Consider the following 19,026-nt stretch of genomic DNA (forward strand, 5'->3'; position numbering starts at 1 on the left):
TTTTTTACCTCACCTCATCCCTGTAAGTAAAAGGGAACTAATGAACTAGTTTAAGGCTTTTTTTAGTGATTCTAAGTTCTGCTTCATTAGAGAAAAATATGTTTCATTATCCTTGATATTTTCCTTTGTTAATACCCCTAAATTATGGACAGGTAAAGCTCTTGCTCCAATTTCCTCCTGAACAATCTCTGCTAATTTTGATTGGACGTTTTGTTCAAAAAGGATATAATGCAAACCTTGCTCGTCAGCGAGTGTAATAATTTCTTCTAATTCTCGCTGTGTTGGTTCATTGGTTGTAGAAAGACCAGAAATACTGATTTGTTCGATACCGTACCTTTGCTCCCAATAACTAAAAGCAGCATGAGTCACTAGGATATTTCTATGTTTTGCATCTTGAATGGTACTTTCAAATTCAGAATTTAATTGATCTAATTCCTTTGCAAGCTGCTGATAATTTTGATCGAAGGCTTCTTTATTTTGGGGCATTTTTTCAACTAAAGAATCTCTTATGACAGCAGCCATTTCCTTCGAATAAATGGGGTCAAGCCATACATGGGGATTAAAATCTCCATGACCCTCATCTTCATGGTCATCATGTTTTTCATGTTCTTCAGCAGGTTCTAATATCAAATTATCAGCTACTGGGATCATCGAGACATTTTCATTTTTTAATGATTCCTTAGCTTTTTCCACAAATCCTTCTAATCCTAAACCGATGTAGAAAAATAAGTCTGAATCAGCTAGTTTAATCATATCCTTTTGGGATGGTTCAAAGGTATGCTCATCTGCTCCAGGTGGATAAATAGTATTTATAGTAACGAATTTACCACCGATTCGCTCCGTAAAATATTGAAGTGGGAATACAGTGGTATAAATGGTGATGTGGTCTTTCTCCTTTTGTGTTACATCCTTTTCAGCACTGCAGGCTGTTATTAACAGTAATAAAATGATCATAGGTAAAAAGATAAATTTTTTCATATTTGCTCCTTTAAAGAATAATAAACCGGAGTTATTACGATTTATAGTCGAAAAATTTTTGGGATTCGAATTATTTAAAAATATATAATACGGAACGATTCCGATTTCCTTATGTATCTTACAAAAAAAATACGATAATTGCAAGCATAAAGTTGATACTTCATTTAGTATTTATGTATGCTTATAGTAACCAAAAAAAAGGTGGGATAATTATGACATTATTAAATGAAATACTGGAATATAATAAGGAATTTGTTGAAACACGTGAATATGAGCGATATGAAACGACTAAGTTCCCAAATAAACGGATGGTTATTCTTACATGTATGGATACAAGATTATTGGAATTATTGCCAAAGGCTTTGAATCTAGGCAACGGAGATGTAAAAACCATTAAAAATGCGGGGGCTTTGGTGTCTCACCCATTTGGAAGTATTATGAGGAGTATTCTAATCGCTGTTTACGAGCTGAAAGCTGAAGAAGTCCTAGTTATTGCTCACCATGATTGTGGGATGAGCGGATTAAAGGCAGAGCCGGTAATCGAAAGTATGAAAAACCGCGGGGTAAAAGATGAAACCATTGATACGCTAACTTATTCAGGAATAAATATAAAGAAATGGCTGCATGGATTCGATAATGTCACAGAAAGCGTAGAGCACAGTGTGGGGGTAATAAAAAACCATCCATTAATGCCAGAAGGTGTTCCGGTACACGGACTAGTTATAGACCCTAAGACAGGAAAACTTGACCTTGTGGTCGATGGTTATCAAAGTTAAATTTCATTTTTATCTGGAACAGGATCCACTCCGCCGGGATGAAAGGGATGACACTTTAATATCCTTTTTAGCGTTAGCCAGCCGCCTTTTAACGCTCCAAACCTTTGAACGGCTTCTAACCCATAATGGGAACAGGTAGGATAAAAACGGCAGCTTGGCGGTTTAATTGGGGAAATGGCAATTTGGTAAAATCGTATAATGGAAATAAAAACTTTTTTTATCATCGGGACACTCCCTTTATCAGTTTACTAAAAGATATCATATAAAAGAAAATACGTCTAAATTGTTAAATGATACAATGTTGATGAAAAAACTCGGAATTTATAGTATGATTAATTTTAGATATATATAAGGAGTGGGGAAAATGCCTTCAGTAGAAAGCTTTGATTTAGATCATAATGCCGTTAAGGCACCTTATGTTAGACATTGTGGCGTCCATAAGGTAGGAAGCGACGGAATAGTAAATAAATATGATATCCGTTTTTGTCAGCCGAATAAACAGGCTATGAAGCCAGATGTCATTCATACATTAGAACATCTCCTTGCCTTTAATCTTCGTGCACACGTAGAAAAATATGATCATTTCGATATTATCGATATTTCACCTATGGGCTGCCAAACAGGTTATTATTTAGTTGTCAGCGGCGAGCCGACTGTAGAAGAAATCATTGATCTTCTTGAAGATACTATGAAGACTGCAGTTGAAATCACCGAGATTCCTGCAGCAAATGAAAGACAATGCGGACAAGCAAAGCTTCACGATTTAGATGGAGCAAAACGCTTAATGCGTTTTTGGCTTGAACAAAGTAAAGAAGACTTAAAACAGGTTTTTGCATAAACGAAAAAATTCCTATTCTTCCGAATAGGAATTTTTTATGGATTTTTTTCATCTTCCTCTTTTTTGCCGGTATTTACGTATGGATTATCATCGAGTGGATCCACTGTATGTTTATAGGAATAGGCTTTTGATGTAGTAATGACTGCAAGCAATAGAACTACGATAATGATAACAATACTTACTACAAATAACGTATACATTTTTTCTCCCCCTTGTATTCTTCTATTCTAGCATGGTTTTACACTGAAAAAAAGAAACTGCATATTGCAGCTTCCCTTTTGGTCTTATCCATCTCCAGCGCCTGTTCAAGGCGCTTCCGCTTTTTGTTTTAGTATGTAATCATTAGTGGATATTCCTAGGATAATAAGTATGGGTGCGCTGTTGTCCGTACTCTTCTTGCGCGAATTTTCCTTTCAAGCTCTCAATTAAATAGAGACCCATTAAATCATATAATTCTTGTTTATCCATCTCTTTAATCAAATGGAGAAGATCTTCATGTGACATTTCTTCTAAGAAGGCGAATGCTAACATATCAATATCCTCTTCATCACCTGTCAGCTTGTCGCGATACATTTGAAATAATTCATCGACTAACCTCATCTCGTTCACCTCCAAAGAATTTTAAAAAAAGTTTTCCTTACTTATTCAATTCCCTTAATGATGAAAAATATCCTCTATCTTGGATGCAAAAAGATAGTAAAAAGTTTTAATCTATTTTCTTAATATTATGACAATTATACATGATTCAGTTCTAAATAAAACGTCGAAATTTGAAAAGAGAATAAATTTTATTTGATTGTGGGAAATTCTAAATAATATTAATAAGGGGATGACATAATGGATGAGCAAAAAAAAACCTATTATATAGACGTTGGACATGGACAAATATCCCAAAGTTCAACAGCTTCCACTTGGAGCTTTAAAATTCAAGCAAATGATGAGGAAATCACGCAATTAAGAGAGCTATTTGACCAAAACTATTCAACGGAATGGCAAAACTTTTTCAGAGCCCATGTTCCATATGTTCAATATCATCATGACCGTGAAAACGATGCCTATGACAATACCATCCAGCAAGTATATGGGATGATCCACAGCCTCGGGGATGAGGAGGCAAAAAGCCATATAGAGTCGATGAATATTTTACCAAAAGAAGGTTAAAAAAGCGGAAAATCCTTTCTATAGGGATTTTCCGCTTTTTTCGATTATAATAAATGCAAAAAGAGAACCCAAGGGGAGAGCAATGATGAAGGAGTTTTATGATAATTTGGGGAACAAGGTGGAGCTTTCTTTTTCAACAAATGCATTCGAAAAAAACGCAAAGCATGTGCTTGTCATTAGTCAATACAAGGGTGCATGGTATTTAACCCATCATAAGGTTCGAGGTCTAGAATTTCCAGGTGGAAAAGTGGAGGAAGGGGAGTCCCTTCTAGAAGCTGCTCGTCGCGAGGTTTATGAGGAAACAGGTGCAAAAGTGGACGAACTCTCACAGATAGCAGAATATAAAGTAACGGAAGGAAAAGATTCTTTTGTGAAGGCCGTTTTTTGGGGCAAAATAAAATCGATTAGTAAAACAAATAACTATTACGAAACGAATGGACCTATTGTGGTGGAGGGAGATATTTTGCAATTACGATTTGGAGATGAGTACAGTTTTATTATGAAAGATGAAGTGATATCAGCGTGTATAAATTATATAAATAAGCTCAAAATTGAAAAAGAATAGCAGCAAATTATTATAAGCCGCTATTCCTTGATAAGTTTTTTCTCTAACAGCTCAACCAGCTGATACATAATCGTGGCGACGACAGCAATCACCAGCAGTGATAAAAAGACAAGTGTAAAATTAAATACTTGGAAGCCGTAAATAATCAAGTAACCAAGTCCCCTGGAGGAAACTAAGAATTCACCAACAATGACACCGACCCATGATAATCCAACATTCACCTTCAAAGTTGAGATGATTGTTGGGAAACTCGCGGGCAGAATGGCTTCTTTAAAGCATTGAAAACGTGTCGCCCCGAATGTTTGCAGCACTTTTAAATAGTTAGGGTCCACTTCTCTAAAAGATGTATAGACGACAAGTGTGGTAATAATAATCGAGATAATGGCACCCATCGCAATGATCGAAGGATATCCAGGACCTAGGGCAACAATTAGAATTGGTCCCAAGGCTACCTTCGGCATTGCATTTAAGATTACCAGATAGGGGTCAATAATTTTTGAAAACATCGGTGACCACCATAGTAACGCAGCTAGTAAAGTTCCAAGCAGGGTACCTAAAATAAAACCGAAAATAGTTTCTGTTAAGGTTACACCAAGATTGGATAGTAATGATCCATCATGAAATTTCTCTAAAAATAGGTTCCAAATCTTAGATGGGGAACTGAACAGCAGCGGGTCTATCCACCGCTCTTGACTGGATATTTCCCAGAATGTGAAAATGACTAAGAAAATGACCGCCTGATAAAATCGAACCCATCTTTTTTCAATCGTAAGTGAATGTAAATAATTTTTATGGAGGAGGTTCACCTTATTCTTTCCCTGACTCAAGTGACTCCAACTCCTTCCATATTGTTTGAAAGATACTAGAAAAAGTCTCGTGGTTCCTTGCATTAAAAGGAGATAAACTTTTTAGTTCATCTGGCATTTGAAATACCTTATGAACCCTGCCCGGACTTGGTGAAAAGAGGACAACCCGGTCACTCATTGCAATGGCTTCCCCGATATCATGTGTGACAAGGATGGCTGTTTTTCCGAATGCATCCAGCGTCTTTGATACTAGGTCCTCCAGCTTTAACTTTGTCTGATAATCTAAAGCTGAAAAGGGTTCATCCAGCATGAGCAGTTTAGGTTCAGTTGCCAGTGTTCTTACAAGAGCAGCACGCTGCCTCATACCGCCTGATAGCTGCTTTGGCAGCTGTTTCTCAATCCCGCTTAAACCCATCTGCTTTAATAGGTCTAAAGCAGCTAACTTGGTTTCTTCATTCAATTGTTCAGATAACTTTAAACCAAGGAGGATATTTTCTTCAATTGTTTTCCATGGGAATAGGTAATCCTGCTGAAGCATATAGCCGATTTGATTTTTTACTCCTGACAGCGGTTTGTTTTCAAGTAATATGGTCCCTTGGGTAGGCTTTATAAGCCCGGCAATGATCGAGAGCAATGTTGTCTTGCCACAGCCGCTAGGGCCGAGGAAGGAAACAAATTCTCCTTCCTCAACTTGCAAGGAAATCTCGGAGAGGGCCGTGGTTGCAGAGGCTTTAGTGAAATAAGTGTGATGAACATCCTTAATAGCTAAAAAACTCATTTGGACGGCCTCCCATTTTAATTATTCTTCCTTTACTTTTTCAGCTATTTCAGTATTAACAAGTGTTTTGTGATCTACCACTTCTGGAAGTTCACCGGCTTCGTCCATGATATCCTGGAGATTGTTCCATTCTTCTTCATCGAGGATGGGGTCAGCAGCAAAGGAGCCTTGCTCTTTATAGCGGTCTACTACTGTACTAATAAGTTCAAGGTCTGTATCTGGGAAAAAGGATTGAATAGCCTCAGCCACTTCATCAGAACTATGTGTTTCAACCCATTGCTGTGCCTTGTAAACGGCTCTTGTGAATTTTTCTACGATATCTTGGTTTTCTTTCATGTAGCTATCTTTTGTCATGAAGGTTGTATAAGGGACATGCCCTGATTCTGTTCCAAAGGAAGCGATAATATGTCCTTTTCCTTCTTTTTCAAAAATACTTGCTTGAGGTTCAAATAACTGAACAAAGTCGCCTGTTCCAGAAGCGAAGGCACTGGCAATATTTGCAAAATCTATATTTTGAATAAGATTTAAATCCAGATGAGGATCAATACCATGTTTCTTAAGAACAAATTCACCAACCATCTGCGGCATACCGCCAGTACGCTGTCCTAAAAACGTAGACCCTTTTAATAGATCCCATGAGAAATTATCAATTTTTTCCCTTGAAACGAGAAAAGTACCGTCTGTTTGTGTTAATTGCGCAAAGTTAATGACAGGATCATTCGAATCCTGGGCGTACACGTAAATAGATGTCTCTGAGCCTACCAAGGCGATGTCGGCACCACCTGATAACAAAGCAGTCATGGTTTTATCACCGCCAAAGGCTGTTGATAGTTCAACATCTAAACCTTCTTCTTCGAAAAATCCTTTTGCGATGGCAACATATTCAGGAGCATAGAAGATAGAACGGGTAACTTCCACTAATCGGACCTTTTCGATTTTCTCAGTGTCGGTTGTGTTAGTACCGTTACAAGCTGAAATTGAAAACATGAGAATCACAATGAGAAGTGCTGAAAAACCGAATTTAAACCATTTTTTCACACTAAAACCCCCTTTAAGTAAGGAAAAAATCTGGGCTGTTGGCCTACCATATCGTATGATAAAGTAATAAATGTGTGAATGCCCAGTTACATCAATTTTTTGATGATTGAAATGAAAGGGTGAACTGTAAGGTGATCAAACCAAATGAAAAAATCATCGAGGCGTATCGATTCCCTTCACCCAATCCTCGTGTGGAATTATGGGAAATAACCTATTTATCTAATGGATTGAGAGTAAAAGGGTTGCTGGCAGAACCAAAAAGGAAAGGAAGCTATGACGGCTTTTTATACTTGCGCGGAGGCATTAAAAACGTTGGAAAAGTAAGACCTTCAAGAATTGCACAATTTGCCTCTGAGGGATTCATCGTATTTGCTCCCTATTATCGAGGGAATCAAGGAGGGGAGGGGAATGAAGATTTTGCTGGAGAGGATAGACACGACGCATTTACAGCCTTTGAGCTATTAAGAACAATACCTGGGGTGAGAGATATCCATGTATTTGGTTTTTCCCGAGGTGGTGTAATGGCATTGATGACAGGAGTTGAGTTTCCTGAGGCAGCTTCCATTGTGACTTGGGGCGGAGTAAGTGACATGTTTTTAACATACGAAGAAAGAAAAGACTTACGGAAGATGCTAAAAAGGGTCATTGGCGGTACACCGGGGAAATATCCAACAAGATATGAGGAACGAACTCCTCTCTATGAGCTTGAAAGGATTAAAGCTCCTGTTCTCATCATCCACGGGGTAAAAGACCATAATGTATCCGTGGAGCATGCCTACAGACTTGAACGCAGACTAAGGATACTAGATAAGCAGGTGGAATCCTGGTATTTTGATGAGTATACTCACTACTTCCCTCCAGTGGTAAACAGAAAAATCGTGAAGGATTTATCGAAGTGGATGAAAAATCAAATCAAAAGATGATAAAATAATGGTAAGTCCAAAAGCTGAGGAGCGGATACATATGGGTATGCCCTTTGAGTTAAATACATTGATTGTAACAAAAGGCAGAGAGAAGAGAGTTGAAGAAAACCTTTTCCAATTAGAAAAAGAAGGCTATAGACTTTATCCAATTGATATTCCGATTGATGTTAGAAAAACTCTTGAAAGCGATACGAGCGGAACAGCTGTGATTAAAAAAGTAGAATGGCAAAATAGCAGCACGATGATCACCTACCAATTAATTTCATTAAATTCCACGAATTAAAAAAAACGCCCTTATCGATTAACGATAAGGGCTTTCACTTTAAGCGATCGGACCGCCTTTTGATTCTATTTCTGCAGAGACCTTCGTGAATTTCTTGAAGTTTTCACGGAATTTACCTGCTAATTCTTTCGCTTTCATTTCATATGTCTGTGGGTCTGCCCATGTTTTGCTTGGCTGCAAGACCTCATCAGGAACACCAGCAATGTGGAGTGGAATATTTAGACCGAAAATATCGTCTCTAACTGTTTCAACTAGGTTTAGTTCTCCTTCAAGTGCAGCCTGAATCATAGCTCTTGTGTAGGATAGCTTCATCCGGCTGCCGACTCCGTATTCCCCGCCAGTCCAGCCAGTATTCACTAAAAAGACATTAGCATTATGCTCAAGAATTTTTTCACCTAGCATTTCGGCATAACGTGTTGCAGGCAAAGGTAGAAATGGTGCACCAAAGCATGTTGAGAAGGTTGCTTCAGGTGATGTAACACCACGCTCTGTACCTGCTAATTTTGATGTATAGCCACTTAAGAAATGAAACATGGCTTGCTCTTTCGTTAATTTTGAGATTGGAGGCAGTACACCAAATGCATCGGCTGTTAAAAAGACAATGGTATTCGGATGGCCTGCAATACTTGGCTTCACAATATTATCAATCGCTTCAATCGGATAGGCTGCCCGTGTATTTTCAGTTAGTGTCGCATCGTCATAGTCTGCAATTCTAGTTTCCGGATTAAGCACAACATTTTCAAGTACAGAACCAAAACGGATGGCATCGAAGATTTGTGGTTCTTTTTCACGAGATAAATTAATGGTTTTTGCATAGCAGCCACCTTCAATATTGAAGACGCCGTTTGACGACCAACCATGCTCATCATCACCAATTAAGCGACGTTTAGGGTCTGCAGATAAGGTGGTTTTACCTGTCCCAGAAAGGCCAAAGAACAGAGCAACATCACCTTCAACACCAATATTTGACGAACAATGCATGGAGAAAATATTATTCTCAGGCAATAGGTAATTCATAATTGAAAAAATGGACTTTTTCATTTCACCTGCATATTCAGTTCCACCAATTAATATCGTACGTTTCTCAAAAGAGATGATAATAAAGGTTTCAGACTTTGTTCCATCAACGGCAGGATTTGCTTTGAAGTTTGGAGCAGAAATCACGTTGAAACCGGCTTTATGTGTCAGTAATTCTTCTGCATTTGGGCGGATAAACAATTGATGCGCAAATAGATTATGCCATGCAAATTCATTCACAACTTGAATTGGCAATTGTGTCTTTTTATCTGCACCCGCAAAACCTTTAAACACAAATATTTCTTCTTTTTCTTTTAAGTAGTCTAAAACTTTATGATAGAGGTTGTTAAAAACATCTTCCGAAATTGGCTGGTTTAATTGACCCCAATCGATTTTATCCTTTATAGATTCTTCCATTACAATAAATTTGTCTTGTGGAGATCGTCCTGTATATTTACCTGTAGATACACTAATGGCACCAGTAGAGGTTAATTTTCCTTCATTCCTTGATAAGACTTTTTCCACTAATTGAGGTACTGACAATTGAATGTGAACATTATTTTCTTCTAACAATTGACTTAATTCATTTGGAACATATACGGAATTCATCAGAGAAAACCCTTCCTTTTTTGTTTTTTAATATTCATTATATTTACGAATAGTATAACACATTGAACTGAATAGTCTATACTAATTAGAGAATTTAGGTTGTATTATTTACTATAATGTAGAAGTGGGAAAAATTCATATTTTTACCCTTAATTTGCTAAAAAAAATATTGACAATGTTCGACATGTTCAAGTATGATTTTAATTTGAACGGATACTCTCTTATCCTGAGCTGGTGGAGGGACAGGCCCTATGAAACCCAGCAACCTGCTTTATGAGAAATGGATCGCATATTCGATTCAATTCTCAAGTGCGAAGGTGCTAATCTGACGCAAGGCTTTGACCTTGAACGATAAGAGTGAAAGGCCCGGAACAACCTTTCCTCATGTGGTAAGGTTTTTTGTTTTGTATAAGACCTTTTATTTAATGTGCTAATAAAGGCTCTTTTCTTATACTTTGCTGCTATTGTAGATTGAGGCCCTTGTTGAGCAATGAATTGTTGCAAAAGAATTTTCATTGTAAGAAAAGAGCTGCAACCTTAATCTCAAGCACAAAAATAAATTGTTCCGCGTTAAAATCGGATTTAGGATTTTAACAACAATTTTATGAAAACAGCCTTAATAAAAATCCTTTGTTTATTTCATACTAAGGGAATGAGTACCGTATCAATAATGTCAGTGGTTCAAGAAGTATTCCTGTAACCTTCATGTGAACCTTGATTTATCTCATAATATAGGAGGAAATCAGATGTCAAGAAACGCACGTTTGTTCACTTCTGAATCAGTAACGGAAGGTCATCCAGATAAAATCTGTGACCAAATTTCTGATTCGATTTTAGATGCAATTTTAGCAAAGGATGCAAATGCTCGGGTTGCTTGTGAAACTTCTGTAACAACTGGTTTAGTTTTAGTTGCAGGGGAAATTACTACATCTACTTACGTTGATATTCCAAAAATCGTTCGTGAAACGGTGAAGGGTATCGGGTACGATCGTGCTAAATATGGTTTTGATTCCGAGACCTGTGCAGTATTAACCTCAATCGGTGAACAAAGTCCTGACATCGCAATGGGTGTTGATCAGGCACTTGAGGCACGTGAAGGACTAATGTCTGATGAAGAAATTGAAGCAATTGGAGCAGGGGACCAAGGCTTAATGTTTGGTTTTGCTTGTAATGAAACAAATGAGCTTATGCCTCTTCCAATCTCTCTTGCACATAAGCTTGCTCGTAAGTTAACAGAGGTAAGAAAAGATAAAGTTCTTGAATACCTTCGTCCCGATGGAAAAACTCAAGTAACCGTTGAGTATGATGAAAATGATAAGCCTGTTCGAATTGATACGATTGTCATTTCAACTCAGCATAATCCAGAGGTAACATTGGAGCAAATCCAACGTAACTTGAAGGAATATGTTATTAATCCAGTGGTACCAAAGGAATTAATCGATGAAAATACAAAATACTTTATCAACCCAACAGGACGTTTCGTTATTGGCGGACCTCAAGGGGATGCTGGGTTAACAGGACGTAAAATCATTGTTGATACATATGGCGGATATGCTCGTCATGGCGGAGGTGCTTTCTCCGGTAAGGATCCTACAAAGGTTGACCGTTCTGCGGCCTATGCAGCACGTTATGTTGCGAAGAATATTGTAGCAGCAGGACTTGCTGATAAAGTTGAAGTACAGCTTGCCTATGCAATTGGTGTAGCAAGACCCGTTTCAATTGCTGTTGATACATTTGGTACTGGCAAAGTGAGCGAAGATGTATTAGTTGAACTGGTAGGTTCAAACTTTGACCTTCGTCCTGCTGGAATCATTAAAATGTTGGATCTTCGCCGCCCAATCTATAAACAAACAGCTGCATATGGTCATTTTGGCCGTACTGATGTTGATCTTCCTTGGGAGCGTACAGACAAAGCAGACACTTTGCGTCAACAAGCAAATATTTAACCAAAATACAGGGGAGTTGCATTTTACATGTAACTCTCTTTTTCATTTAGTCGTCTAAGTTTAGGGCAATGTGTTTATGTAAAAACTGTTTATACCTGAATTTTCCTACCTTTCACACTGCCATTTTTCAAATAATAGTGGTAGGATAAGAGAGTATGTTTTTTAGATTGGATATTTAGATTGGAGTAGGTGACGTACATAATGTGTGGTTTTATTGGTTGTGTACACGACAAGGAACAAAACTATCGTGATGAACAAAAACAACAATTCAAAAATATGAACGATATTATTACCCATCGTGGACCTGATGATGATGGCTTTTTTTATGATGATCATATTCAATTTGGCTTTCGCCGTTTAAGTATTATTGATATTGAATGTGGACATCAGCCATTAACATATGAAAATGAGCGTTATTGGATTATTTTTAACGGTGAGGTTTACAACTACGTAGAACTTCGTGAAGAATTGCTCAAAGAGGGCTTACAGTTTGCCACAAATTCAGATACAGAAGTCATTATTGCTCTATACAGCCATTTGAAAGAAAAGGCGGTAGAAAAATTACGCGGGATGTTTGCCTTTACGATTTGGGATAAACAAGAACAGACACTATTTGGTGCCAGAGACCCATTTGGGATTAAACCATACTTTTATTTTGTGGATGAAGAGAGAACTTTCTTTGCTTCTGAGAAAAAGAGTATCCTTTTAGCCCTTGAAAATGATGTTTTAGACTATGATTCACTTCAGCACTATTTGACTTATCAGTTTGTCCCTGAGCCTAATACGATGTCTAAAGGTATTCATAAGTTGGAGCCAGGACATTATTTTACGAAAAAGATTGGCTCGCCAATGGAGATCAAGAGGTATTGGAAAGCGCATTTTAACCCGATCCAAAAATCAGAGTCAGATTTTATTAAAGAAATACAAGATGTGTTAATAGATTCAGTAAAAATGCATATGAGAAGTGATGTTCCGGTCGGTTCTTTTCTTTCAGGCGGAATAGATTCTTCGATTATTGCATCCATTGCGAAACAATTTCACCCAGCTATTAAGACGTTTTCTGTTGGTTTCGAGTACCAGGGATTCAGTGAAATCGATGTAGCAAAGGAAACAGCAGAAAAGTTGGGTGTAGAAAATATCAGCTATGTGATAACACCACAGGAATACATGAATGAACTTCCGAAAATCATGTGGCATATGGATGATCCCCTTGCTGACCCTGCCTGCATCCCGCTTTACTTTGTTGCGCGTGAAGCAAGGAAGCATGTAACCGTCGTTCTTTCTGGTGAAGGGGCTGATGAATTGTTTGGCGGCTACAATATTTACCGGGAGCCGCAGGATTTAGATATGTTTAATAAAATCCCAAGAGTAGGAAAAGTATTGTTAAAAAGGATTGCGAACATGATGCCTGAGGGAATGAAGGGTAAAAGCTTTATTGAACGCGGTGTAACTCCTATGGAGGAACGCTATATTGGCAATGCGAAAATGTTCACTGAGGAAGAAAAGAGAGAATTGCTTTCCGTCTATCGTGAAGGCTTACATTACACAGATATCACTAAACCACTTTATACAGAATCAAGGGGCTATGATCCTGTTGACACCATGCAATACATTGATATTCATACTTGGATGCGCGGGGATATTCTTTTGAAGGCTGATAAAATGACGATGGCGCATTCATTAGAGCTTCGTGTTCCATTTTTGGATAAAGTAGTGTTTGATACAGCGTCCAAAATACCAACAAGCTTGAAAACGGCTAATGGTACGACAAAGTATATCTTGCGAAAAGCTGCTGAAGGAATTGTCCCTGAGCATGTATTAAACCGTAAGAAACTTGGTTTCCCAGTGCCAATTCGCCATTGGCTGAAGAATGAAATGAATGAGTGGGCAAAAACAATTATTCGCGAAAGCAGCACAGAGCATTTAATCAATAAATCTTATGTTTTAAAACTTCTTGAGGATCATTGCCAAGGAAAAGCTGATAACAGCCGTAAAATCTGGACCGTTCTTATTTTTATGATTTGGCATCAAGTATATGTAGAAGGCAAGTATTCCTTTTCAGGACAAAAAGAACTGCTGACAATGAAACATTAAGATAATAAGAAAGCACCCATAAAAAATTTATGGGTGCTTTTCTATACTATTATTTTTGTAATGACTTATAATATTGAGCTTTTTCTGCATATTCTGTATAAATCCTGTTCATTTCACTAATGTCATGTTCATTTAATTCTCTAATAACTTTTGCAGGTCTGCCAAATGCTAATGTATTAGGAGGGATTTTTTTACCTTGCGGCACGAGACTGCCTGCACCTATAAAGGCTCCTTCTCCGATTTCGGCCTGATCTAGAATAATCGAACCCATCCCGATTAAAGCCTTTTTACGAATAATGCAGCTATGGAGAATAACCTGATGTCCAACCGTTACTTCATCCTCTAAAATCAATGGATTATTCGGGCTTTGGTGCAATACAGAGTTGTCTTGAATATTTACTTTTTTCCCAATAACAGTAGGTGCGACATCTCCTCGAATGACGGAGTTAAACCAGACGCTCGATTCCTCGCCTATTTCAACATCACCTGTAATAGTAGTAAAATCTGCAAGGAATGCAGAATCTGCAATTTTTGGATACTTTCCTTTGTAGGGATAGATCATATTCGTCGCTCCTTTTTGACTGAAATACATATTCAATTTAATATTATACTAAATAGAATATTTTTCTAGGGGGAAAAACTATGTGGAAGTGGGAAGCAGAAGGGGAAGCGAAGGCTGTGATTGTGATGGTTCATGGTGCAATGGAACATCATCGACGTTACGGCTGGCTCATTGAAATGTGGCGCAGGTCCGGATTTCATGTCATCATGGGTGATCTTCCTGGGCAGGGTATGACAACAAGATCCCGCAGGGGCCATATAGATTCTTTTGATGAGTATCTAAGTGAAGTGAAGGATTGGATTAAAGCAGCCTATCGTTATGAATTGCCTGTTTTTTTGTTTGGGCATAGTATGGGAGGCTTAATTGCTATTCGGTTGCTACAGGAAGAAAAAATGGACTTAGCTGGAGTCATTCTCTCTTCTCCATGTCTCGGACTTATGCAATCACCATCCAAATTTTTAGATTTACTATCACATGGAATTAATGTGGTTTTTCCTTCTTTTCGAATGAATTCAGGAATAACGGTTGATATGGCCACCCGCAACAAGGATGTTATAGAGGCAGATGCCGATGATACTCTCTACATAACAAAAGTCTCTGTTAGATGGTACCGTGAATTAGTTGAGGCCATGAAAGAGGCATTTCTGTCTATTGAAGGCACCAAGGATGTGCCGATGCTGGTCATGCAAGCCGGCGATGATAAAATTGTTAATAAAGCTCCTGTTAAGGAGTGGTTCAACCATGCACCTTTATCAGAAAAAAGGTTTAAAGAATGGCCAAAGCATTATCATGAAATTTTTAATGAACCAGAACGGGAAGATATATTTGAATACGCGAAGGATTTTGTCATCAGCCAACTAAAAGCAATAGGTTATATTGTTTAAGTAGGCATGTTTTCAAAGATTGTTGTTAAAATTTTAAAGCCGATTTTAACGTGAAAATAGTTATTTTGCACTTTTAGTTTGCAGGCTCTTTTCTTATATATTTTGTGTTCAAAAAGTAACAAAGTATAAGAAAAGAGCCTCTAAGAAAGGAAAGAGGAACTCTCCATGATGCCAATCAGACTCATGTCAAAGGTATATCGTCGAATTATTCCAGCTGTTCATCAAGAACTTGGGTATTGGAGGTCCCGGGCAGAAAGCATCCCTAATGAGGAGCTTAGGACACAGGCTCTGGCTAGTATTGAACATAAAACCTTTCACTGTGAGGGCGGAGGTATTCTAGCTTTATCCGCGGTTGATGAGTATAAGAAAGCAGTGAAATTTATTGTTGCCTATCAAACCATTAGTGATTACTTAGATAATCTTTGTGACCGGAGTACCTCGCTTGATCCCGAGGATTTTGCAGCCCTCCATGAATCTATGCATGATGCGCTTACATTAGAAAGCCAGCCTAAGAACTATTACCGGTTCCGTGAGGATCAAAACGATGGCGGTTATTTAAATGATTTAGCGAAAACGTGCAGATCTGTATTAAATGAAGTGGAACATTATCCTTTAATAAAAGAATATCTTTTGGAGCTTTGCGAATATTATTGCAACCTGCAAATCCACAAGCATGTGATTCAAGAAGAACGTGTACCTAGACTGGAAAAATGGTTTGCAGACCATCAAAATAACCTGCCAGAGATGGAATGGTATGAGTTTTCTGCCTGCTCTGGTTCCACTTTGGGGATATTCTGTCTTATTTCTTATGCGATGAGAGAAGATTTTCGTGCGGAGGATGGAGAAAATATTCGGAAAGGTTATTTTCCGTACATACAGGGGCTTCATATTTTATTAGATTATTTTATCGACCAAGAAGAAGATCGAGAAGGCGGCGACTTGAATTTTTGTTTTTTTTATGAAAACCCAGAAACCCTTTTTAAACGGTTAAAACATTTTGTCAGTGAAGCAGACAGACATACGGAGTTCCTGCCGCATAAAAAATTCCACCAGCTTATTAACCGAGGATTATTAGGGATTTACTTATCGGATGGAAAGGTTCGCAAACAGAAGAATATCCGAAAATTAGCAAAGGGGATCATTAAGACTGGCGGCATGATTAGCTATTTCTTCTACATTAATGGACTAGCCTATCGTTCTGTACAAAAATGGATTCCCTCATTGTTTACCAGACTTTCGTAAAAAAAAGGTAAACCAAGCCAAAGCATCTTGGTTTACCTTTTTTCAATTGCAATGATAAAAGGGGGATTATTTTGTTGATTGATAAACTGATACTGTAGAACATGTGCCTTCTTTTGATCAATTTCCTGACAATACGTCAATAAAGCATCGCGCTCAACAGCACCCTCGGTGTGACCGTGGTAAATCACAAGGATAATGATTCCTTCTGGAGCCATTATCTCAAGCAATTGTTGTATGGCAGATATGGTGGTTTCTGGTTTTGTAACAATTGCTTTATCACTTCCAGGCAAATACCCTAAGTTAAAAATCGCTGCCGTTAACGTACCATGGTGTTCATCAGGGATTAGCTTAAAAAGCTGTTCGTGACCTGCATGAAAAATAGTGACTCGATCAGCCAGACCATGTTTCTTCAGTCTTTCCGTACTGGTACGAATGGCCTCCTCCTGGACATCAAATCCATACAATCTACCGCTAGGACCAATAAGACCAGCGAGAAAGACTGTATCATGACCATTTCCCAAAGTAGCATCAACAACCACTCCGCCGCTAGTAATAGCTTTTTCAAGTAATTTCTTTGCGAATGGAAGGATTCGATCTAGCTTCATGGTTAGTTCCTCACGGTGCTATCTTGATAATATTTTCCTTGATAGCTGTTTCTTCTTTTAAGCTCGGCATCAATGGAATTAAGTACTTCCCACTTATTCACACTCCACATCGGTCCTACCATTAAATCAATCGGTCCATCACCTGTAATTCGGTGAACAATTATTTCCGGCGGTAAAATTTCTAATTGATCACATACTAAATTGACATAATCCTCTTGAGAAAGAAATTCGAGCATTCCTTTTTCATACTGTTTAACCATTGGCGTTCCTTTTAGTAAGTGAAGCAAATGAATTTTGATTCCTTGAACATCAAGCTTTGCAACTTCTCTGGCACTTTCCATCATCATTTCATTTGATTCAAGAGGTAATCCATTGATAATGTGAGAGCAAATCCGGATTCCATGTTTCCTAAGCTTATTTACACCTTCAACATAACATTGGAAATCGTGGGCACGATTGATTAATAATGCTGTCCGTTCATGTACTGTTTGCAAGCCAAGTTCAACCCATAGATAAGTTCTCTTGTTTAACTCAGCTAGATATTCAACAACATCGTCTGGGAGACAATCAGGGCGAGTAGCAATCGATAATCCAACGACACCCTCCTGCTTGAGAACTCTCTCAAACTTTTCACGGAGAACCTCAACCGGTGCATGGGTATTCGTATAGGCTTGGAAGTAGGCCATGTACTTGCCGTCTTTCCATTTAGTATGCATTTTTTCCTTGATTTCAAGGAATTGTGTTTCTAAATCATCGGTACGGTCACCGGCAAAATCACCAGAACCAGCTGCGCTGCAAAAAGTACACCCGCCGTGAGCAACCGTACCATCACGGTTTGGACAATCAAAACCGCCATCTAAAGCAACCTTAAAAACTTTATGGCCAAATTGCTGGCGCAGGTGATAATTCCATGTATGATAACGTTTATCGTCAGTAGCATATGGAAAAGGGTTGGTCTGAGTCAAATCAGAAACCTCCTTTTTTATTTTTCAACATAACTTACATTTTAACATGAAAAGAAGGCCTTATCCATTTGTAATAAATGTATATGATCTAGCTCCAGCGCCTAGGGGCTCGGGGTCATAAGTCAATCCGTCAAGAAGGTTAAAGAGCGTAACCTTCCTGCCGGCTCGCCTTATGCCTGTCGCCCCTGAACAAGGCGCCTCCGCTTTTCTAAATTGGTAGTAATTATCAATCATTTAATGTAATAGGAAAATGCAGAGAGAACAAAATAACAAATGAAGCATTTCGCTTCATGTATTTTTGGCACCAAAATAAAGGGGGTCAACAATGGCTACTCGTGATTCAATGGATAATTTAATTCAGCAGTGTGAGGATACAATTCGTTATGCGAAAGAACAGTTTGAAACAAGCAGCCTTCAAGAGCATTACAATAATGATGACTATACCAAGGCCTTACAGGATCTTGAACAAACCTATCAGGATATTGCAAAAATGGCTCATAGTGCGAATTCTCAGCAGCGGGATCAACTCCATCGTATGAGATTACAAATACAGCAGCTTCAAAACACCATGATATTAGAGGGGCAGACTTATACAGGAGGAAACCCAACTTGAAAAAGCGCTCGAAAAAAAATAACCCAGAACAAAAGACAAGAAATGGCAGCAATAATCAAGATCTCGAGTTAGGTCAGGATTTCGACCTTGTAAAACAAGCAAAAAAGCAATATGAAAAATCAGGCGGTCAGCCAGTAAAATCAAAATTTCACCAAGAAAAAAATCAATCATCTTAATACATTATTTGACCTTCGACATTTGTTGAAGGTCTTTTTATATTTAAAAGTCCTAATAACACCATGAAAATAAGGTAAAATTCCAGTTCACAAATTAGAAATAACTCAATATGTTTTTGTGATTTTGGTCACAGAATACGTTGGGCTAATTTGCGATAAATAAGATA

General features: G+C 38.1%; 23 protein-coding genes and 1 riboswitch. Of the genes, 12 read left to right on the forward strand and 11 right to left on the reverse strand.

Annotation, left to right across the window (positions count from 1 at the left end):
* Positions 1–45: 45 nt before the first annotated feature.
* Positions 46–978 (reverse strand): metal ABC transporter solute-binding protein, Zn/Mn family, encoded by a 933-nt coding sequence (locus ACY3XC_RS25575; RefSeq protein ID WP_464871104.1) that lies wholly within the window; start codon positions 976–978, stop codon positions 46–48.
* Between the two features lie 212 nt (positions 979–1,190).
* Here ACY3XC_RS25575 and ACY3XC_RS25580 point away from each other — a divergent pair, with 212 nt between their 5' ends.
* A complete protein-coding gene (locus ACY3XC_RS25580) occupies positions 1,191–1,754 on the forward strand; it encodes a beta-class carbonic anhydrase (protein ID WP_179160132.1) in 564 nt (187 codons plus the stop codon).
* Here ACY3XC_RS25580 and yidD read toward each other — a convergent pair.
* On the reverse strand, positions 1,751–1,978 hold the full coding sequence (gene yidD / locus ACY3XC_RS25585) for a membrane protein insertion efficiency factor YidD (protein ID WP_464871105.1): 228 nt from the start codon (positions 1,976–1,978) through the stop codon (positions 1,751–1,753). The two genes, ACY3XC_RS25580 and yidD, sit on opposite strands and share 4 nt — an antisense overlap.
* A gap of 140 nt (positions 1,979–2,118) precedes the next feature.
* On the opposite strand from yidD, the gene ACY3XC_RS25590 reads away from it, so the two are divergent.
* Positions 2,119–2,592 (forward strand): S-ribosylhomocysteine lyase, encoded by a 474-nt coding sequence (locus tag ACY3XC_RS25590; protein ID WP_192650225.1) that lies wholly within the window; start codon positions 2,119–2,121, stop codon positions 2,590–2,592.
* A gap of 35 nt (positions 2,593–2,627) precedes the next feature.
* On the opposite strand, the gene ytzI is transcribed toward ACY3XC_RS25590, so the two are convergent.
* Both ytzI and ACY3XC_RS25600 read right to left on the reverse strand, forming a co-directional pair.
* The gene (gene ytzI / locus ACY3XC_RS25595; protein WP_464871106.1) at positions 2,628–2,792 is read right to left on the reverse strand and encodes a YtzI protein; all 165 of its coding nucleotides are present in this window, start codon (positions 2,790–2,792) and stop codon (positions 2,628–2,630) included.
* Positions 2,793–2,934: 142 nt separating this feature from the next.
* A complete protein-coding gene (locus tag ACY3XC_RS25600) occupies positions 2,935–3,192 on the reverse strand; it encodes a DUF6154 family protein (protein ID WP_179160128.1) in 258 nt (85 codons plus the stop codon).
* A 237-nt stretch (positions 3,193–3,429) separates the two neighbouring features.
* On the opposite strand from ACY3XC_RS25600, the gene ACY3XC_RS25605 reads away from it, so the two are divergent.
* On the forward strand, positions 3,430–3,753 hold the full coding sequence (locus tag ACY3XC_RS25605; protein ID WP_464871107.1) for a hydrolase: 324 nt from the start codon (positions 3,430–3,432) through the stop codon (positions 3,751–3,753).
* An 82-nt stretch (positions 3,754–3,835) separates the two neighbouring features.
* The gene (gene ytkD, locus ACY3XC_RS25610) at positions 3,836–4,318 is read left to right on the forward strand and encodes an RNA deprotection pyrophosphohydrolase (protein ID WP_464871109.1); all 483 of its coding nucleotides are present in this window, start codon (positions 3,836–3,838) and stop codon (positions 4,316–4,318) included.
* Between the two features lie 20 nt (positions 4,319–4,338).
* Here the strand turns inward: ytkD and ACY3XC_RS25615 are convergent, their stop codons facing one another.
* The 3 genes from ACY3XC_RS25615 to ACY3XC_RS25625 are packed head-to-tail and all read right to left on the reverse strand — an operon-like array spanning position 4,339 to position 6,940.
* Positions 4,339–5,145, reverse strand: a complete 807-nt coding sequence (locus ACY3XC_RS25615; RefSeq protein ID WP_464871110.1) for an ABC transporter permease — start codon at positions 5,143–5,145, stop codon at positions 4,339–4,341.
* Positions 5,126–5,902 (reverse strand): ABC transporter ATP-binding protein, encoded by a 777-nt coding sequence (locus ACY3XC_RS25620; protein ID WP_464871111.1) that lies wholly within the window; start codon positions 5,900–5,902, stop codon positions 5,126–5,128. Before ACY3XC_RS25620 ends, ACY3XC_RS25615 begins: the two co-directional genes overlap by 20 nt.
* Positions 5,903–5,923: 21 nt before the next feature.
* Positions 5,924–6,940, reverse strand: coding sequence for an ABC transporter substrate-binding protein (locus ACY3XC_RS25625; RefSeq protein ID WP_464871112.1), 1,017 nt, complete (start codon positions 6,938–6,940; stop codon positions 5,924–5,926).
* Positions 6,941–7,071: 131 nt separating this feature from the next.
* On the opposite strand from ACY3XC_RS25625, the gene ACY3XC_RS25630 reads away from it, so the two are divergent.
* Positions 7,072–7,863 carry an alpha/beta hydrolase family protein gene (locus ACY3XC_RS25630; RefSeq protein WP_464871113.1) on the forward strand — a complete coding sequence of 264 codons (792 nt, stop codon included), beginning with the start codon at positions 7,072–7,074 and terminating at the stop codon, positions 7,861–7,863.
* Positions 7,864–7,903: 40 nt separating this feature from the next.
* Positions 7,904–8,146 carry a DUF2584 domain-containing protein gene (locus ACY3XC_RS25635; protein ID WP_095251409.1) on the forward strand — a complete coding sequence of 81 codons (243 nt, stop codon included), beginning with the start codon at positions 7,904–7,906 and terminating at the stop codon, positions 8,144–8,146.
* Positions 8,147–8,185: 39 nt separating this feature from the next.
* Here the strand turns inward: ACY3XC_RS25635 and pckA are convergent, their stop codons facing one another.
* Entirely contained in the window at positions 8,186–9,772 is a 1,587-nt protein-coding gene (gene pckA / locus ACY3XC_RS25640; RefSeq protein WP_464871114.1) for a phosphoenolpyruvate carboxykinase (ATP), read from the reverse strand.
* 218 nt (positions 9,773–9,990) lie between these two features.
* Positions 9,991–10,130, forward strand: a riboswitch (SAM riboswitch).
* 388 nt (positions 10,131–10,518) lie between these two features.
* Between pckA and metK the strand changes: the two genes are divergently transcribed.
* Both metK and asnB read left to right on the forward strand, forming a co-directional pair.
* Positions 10,519–11,718, forward strand: coding sequence for a methionine adenosyltransferase (gene metK / locus ACY3XC_RS25645; RefSeq protein WP_179160120.1), 1,200 nt, complete (start codon positions 10,519–10,521; stop codon positions 11,716–11,718).
* A 201-nt stretch (positions 11,719–11,919) separates the two neighbouring features.
* Positions 11,920–13,812: an asparagine synthase (glutamine-hydrolyzing) gene (asnB, locus tag ACY3XC_RS25650; RefSeq protein WP_464871115.1), complete on the forward strand. Its 1,893-nt coding sequence runs from the start codon at positions 11,920–11,922 to the stop codon at positions 13,810–13,812.
* A 49-nt stretch (positions 13,813–13,861) separates the two neighbouring features.
* Here the strand turns inward: asnB and ACY3XC_RS25655 are convergent, their stop codons facing one another.
* Complete coding sequence (locus ACY3XC_RS25655) at positions 13,862–14,374, reverse strand: gamma carbonic anhydrase (RefSeq protein ID WP_179160118.1); 513 nt, start codon at positions 14,372–14,374, stop codon at positions 13,862–13,864.
* Positions 14,375–14,454: 80 nt separating this feature from the next.
* Here ACY3XC_RS25655 and ACY3XC_RS25660 point away from each other — a divergent pair, with 80 nt between their 5' ends.
* On the forward strand, positions 14,455–15,258 hold the full coding sequence (locus tag ACY3XC_RS25660; RefSeq protein WP_464871116.1) for an alpha/beta hydrolase: 804 nt from the start codon (positions 14,455–14,457) through the stop codon (positions 15,256–15,258).
* A 165-nt stretch (positions 15,259–15,423) separates the two neighbouring features.
* Positions 15,424–16,500, forward strand: a complete 1,077-nt coding sequence (locus tag ACY3XC_RS25665; protein WP_464871117.1) for a tetraprenyl-beta-curcumene synthase family protein — start codon at positions 15,424–15,426, stop codon at positions 16,498–16,500.
* Between the two features lie 32 nt (positions 16,501–16,532).
* Here the strand turns inward: ACY3XC_RS25665 and mnmM are convergent, their stop codons facing one another.
* Positions 16,533–17,105 (reverse strand): tRNA 5-(aminomethyl)-2-thiouridylate-methyltransferase MnmM, encoded by a 573-nt coding sequence (gene mnmM, locus ACY3XC_RS25670; protein ID WP_464871119.1) that lies wholly within the window; start codon positions 17,103–17,105, stop codon positions 16,533–16,535.
* Between the two features lie 2 nt (positions 17,106–17,107).
* A complete protein-coding gene (gene mnmL, locus ACY3XC_RS25675; RefSeq protein ID WP_464871120.1) occupies positions 17,108–18,070 on the reverse strand; it encodes a tRNA modification radical SAM protein MnmL/YtqA in 963 nt (320 codons plus the stop codon).
* A 325-nt stretch (positions 18,071–18,395) separates the two neighbouring features.
* Between mnmL and ACY3XC_RS25680 the strand changes: the two genes are divergently transcribed.
* Together ACY3XC_RS25680 and ACY3XC_RS25685 are read left to right on the forward strand one after the other, a co-directional pair.
* Entirely contained in the window at positions 18,396–18,683 is a 288-nt protein-coding gene (locus tag ACY3XC_RS25680; protein ID WP_179160113.1) for a YtzC family protein, read from the forward strand.
* Positions 18,680–18,859, forward strand: a complete 180-nt coding sequence (locus tag ACY3XC_RS25685; RefSeq protein WP_095252078.1) for a glycogen biosynthesis protein GlgD — start codon at positions 18,680–18,682, stop codon at positions 18,857–18,859. The genes ACY3XC_RS25680 and ACY3XC_RS25685 overlap by 4 nt, the downstream gene beginning before the upstream one ends.
* The last annotated feature ends 167 nt before the right edge of the window (positions 18,860–19,026 follow it).

Source organism: Bacillus sp. CZDM1, assembly GCF_055502545.1.

What these genes read in the sequence shown, in the direction of transcription:
- ACY3XC_RS25575 (WP_464871104.1), bottom strand. Translation starts at nt 978, where the DNA reads ATGAAAAAATTTATCTTTTTACCTATGATCATTTTATTACTGTTAATA.
- ACY3XC_RS25580 (WP_179160132.1), top strand. Translation starts at nt 1,191, where the DNA reads ATGACATTATTAAATGAAATACTGGAATATAATAAGGAATTTGTTGAA.
- yidD (WP_464871105.1), bottom strand. Translation starts at nt 1,978, where the DNA reads ATGATAAAAAAAGTTTTTATTTCCATTATACGATTTTACCAAATTGCC.
- ACY3XC_RS25590 (WP_192650225.1), top strand. Translation starts at nt 2,119, where the DNA reads ATGCCTTCAGTAGAAAGCTTTGATTTAGATCATAATGCCGTTAAGGCA.
- ytzI (WP_464871106.1), bottom strand. Translation starts at nt 2,792, where the DNA reads ATGTATACGTTATTTGTAGTAAGTATTGTTATCATTATCGTAGTTCTA.
- ACY3XC_RS25600 (WP_179160128.1), bottom strand. Translation starts at nt 3,192, where the DNA reads ATGAGGTTAGTCGATGAATTATTTCAAATGTATCGCGACAAGCTGACA.
- ACY3XC_RS25605 (WP_464871107.1), top strand. Translation starts at nt 3,430, where the DNA reads ATGGATGAGCAAAAAAAAACCTATTATATAGACGTTGGACATGGACAA.
- ytkD (WP_464871109.1), top strand. Translation starts at nt 3,836, where the DNA reads ATGATGAAGGAGTTTTATGATAATTTGGGGAACAAGGTGGAGCTTTCT.
- ACY3XC_RS25620 (WP_464871111.1), bottom strand. Translation starts at nt 5,902, where the DNA reads ATGAGTTTTTTAGCTATTAAGGATGTTCATCACACTTATTTCACTAAA.
- ACY3XC_RS25635 (WP_095251409.1), top strand. Translation starts at nt 7,904, where the DNA reads ATGGGTATGCCCTTTGAGTTAAATACATTGATTGTAACAAAAGGCAGA.
- pckA (WP_464871114.1), bottom strand. Translation starts at nt 9,772, where the DNA reads ATGAATTCCGTATATGTTCCAAATGAATTAAGTCAATTGTTAGAAGAA.
- metK (WP_179160120.1), top strand. Translation starts at nt 10,519, where the DNA reads ATGTCAAGAAACGCACGTTTGTTCACTTCTGAATCAGTAACGGAAGGT.
- asnB (WP_464871115.1), top strand. Translation starts at nt 11,920, where the DNA reads ATGTGTGGTTTTATTGGTTGTGTACACGACAAGGAACAAAACTATCGT.
- ACY3XC_RS25655 (WP_179160118.1), bottom strand. Translation starts at nt 14,374, where the DNA reads ATGATCTATCCCTACAAAGGAAAGTATCCAAAAATTGCAGATTCTGCA.
- ACY3XC_RS25660 (WP_464871116.1), top strand. Translation starts at nt 14,455, where the DNA reads ATGTGGAAGTGGGAAGCAGAAGGGGAAGCGAAGGCTGTGATTGTGATG.
- ACY3XC_RS25665 (WP_464871117.1), top strand. Translation starts at nt 15,424, where the DNA reads ATGATGCCAATCAGACTCATGTCAAAGGTATATCGTCGAATTATTCCA.
- mnmM (WP_464871119.1), bottom strand. Translation starts at nt 17,105, where the DNA reads ATGAAGCTAGATCGAATCCTTCCATTCGCAAAGAAATTACTTGAAAAA.
- ACY3XC_RS25680 (WP_179160113.1), top strand. Translation starts at nt 18,396, where the DNA reads ATGGCTACTCGTGATTCAATGGATAATTTAATTCAGCAGTGTGAGGAT.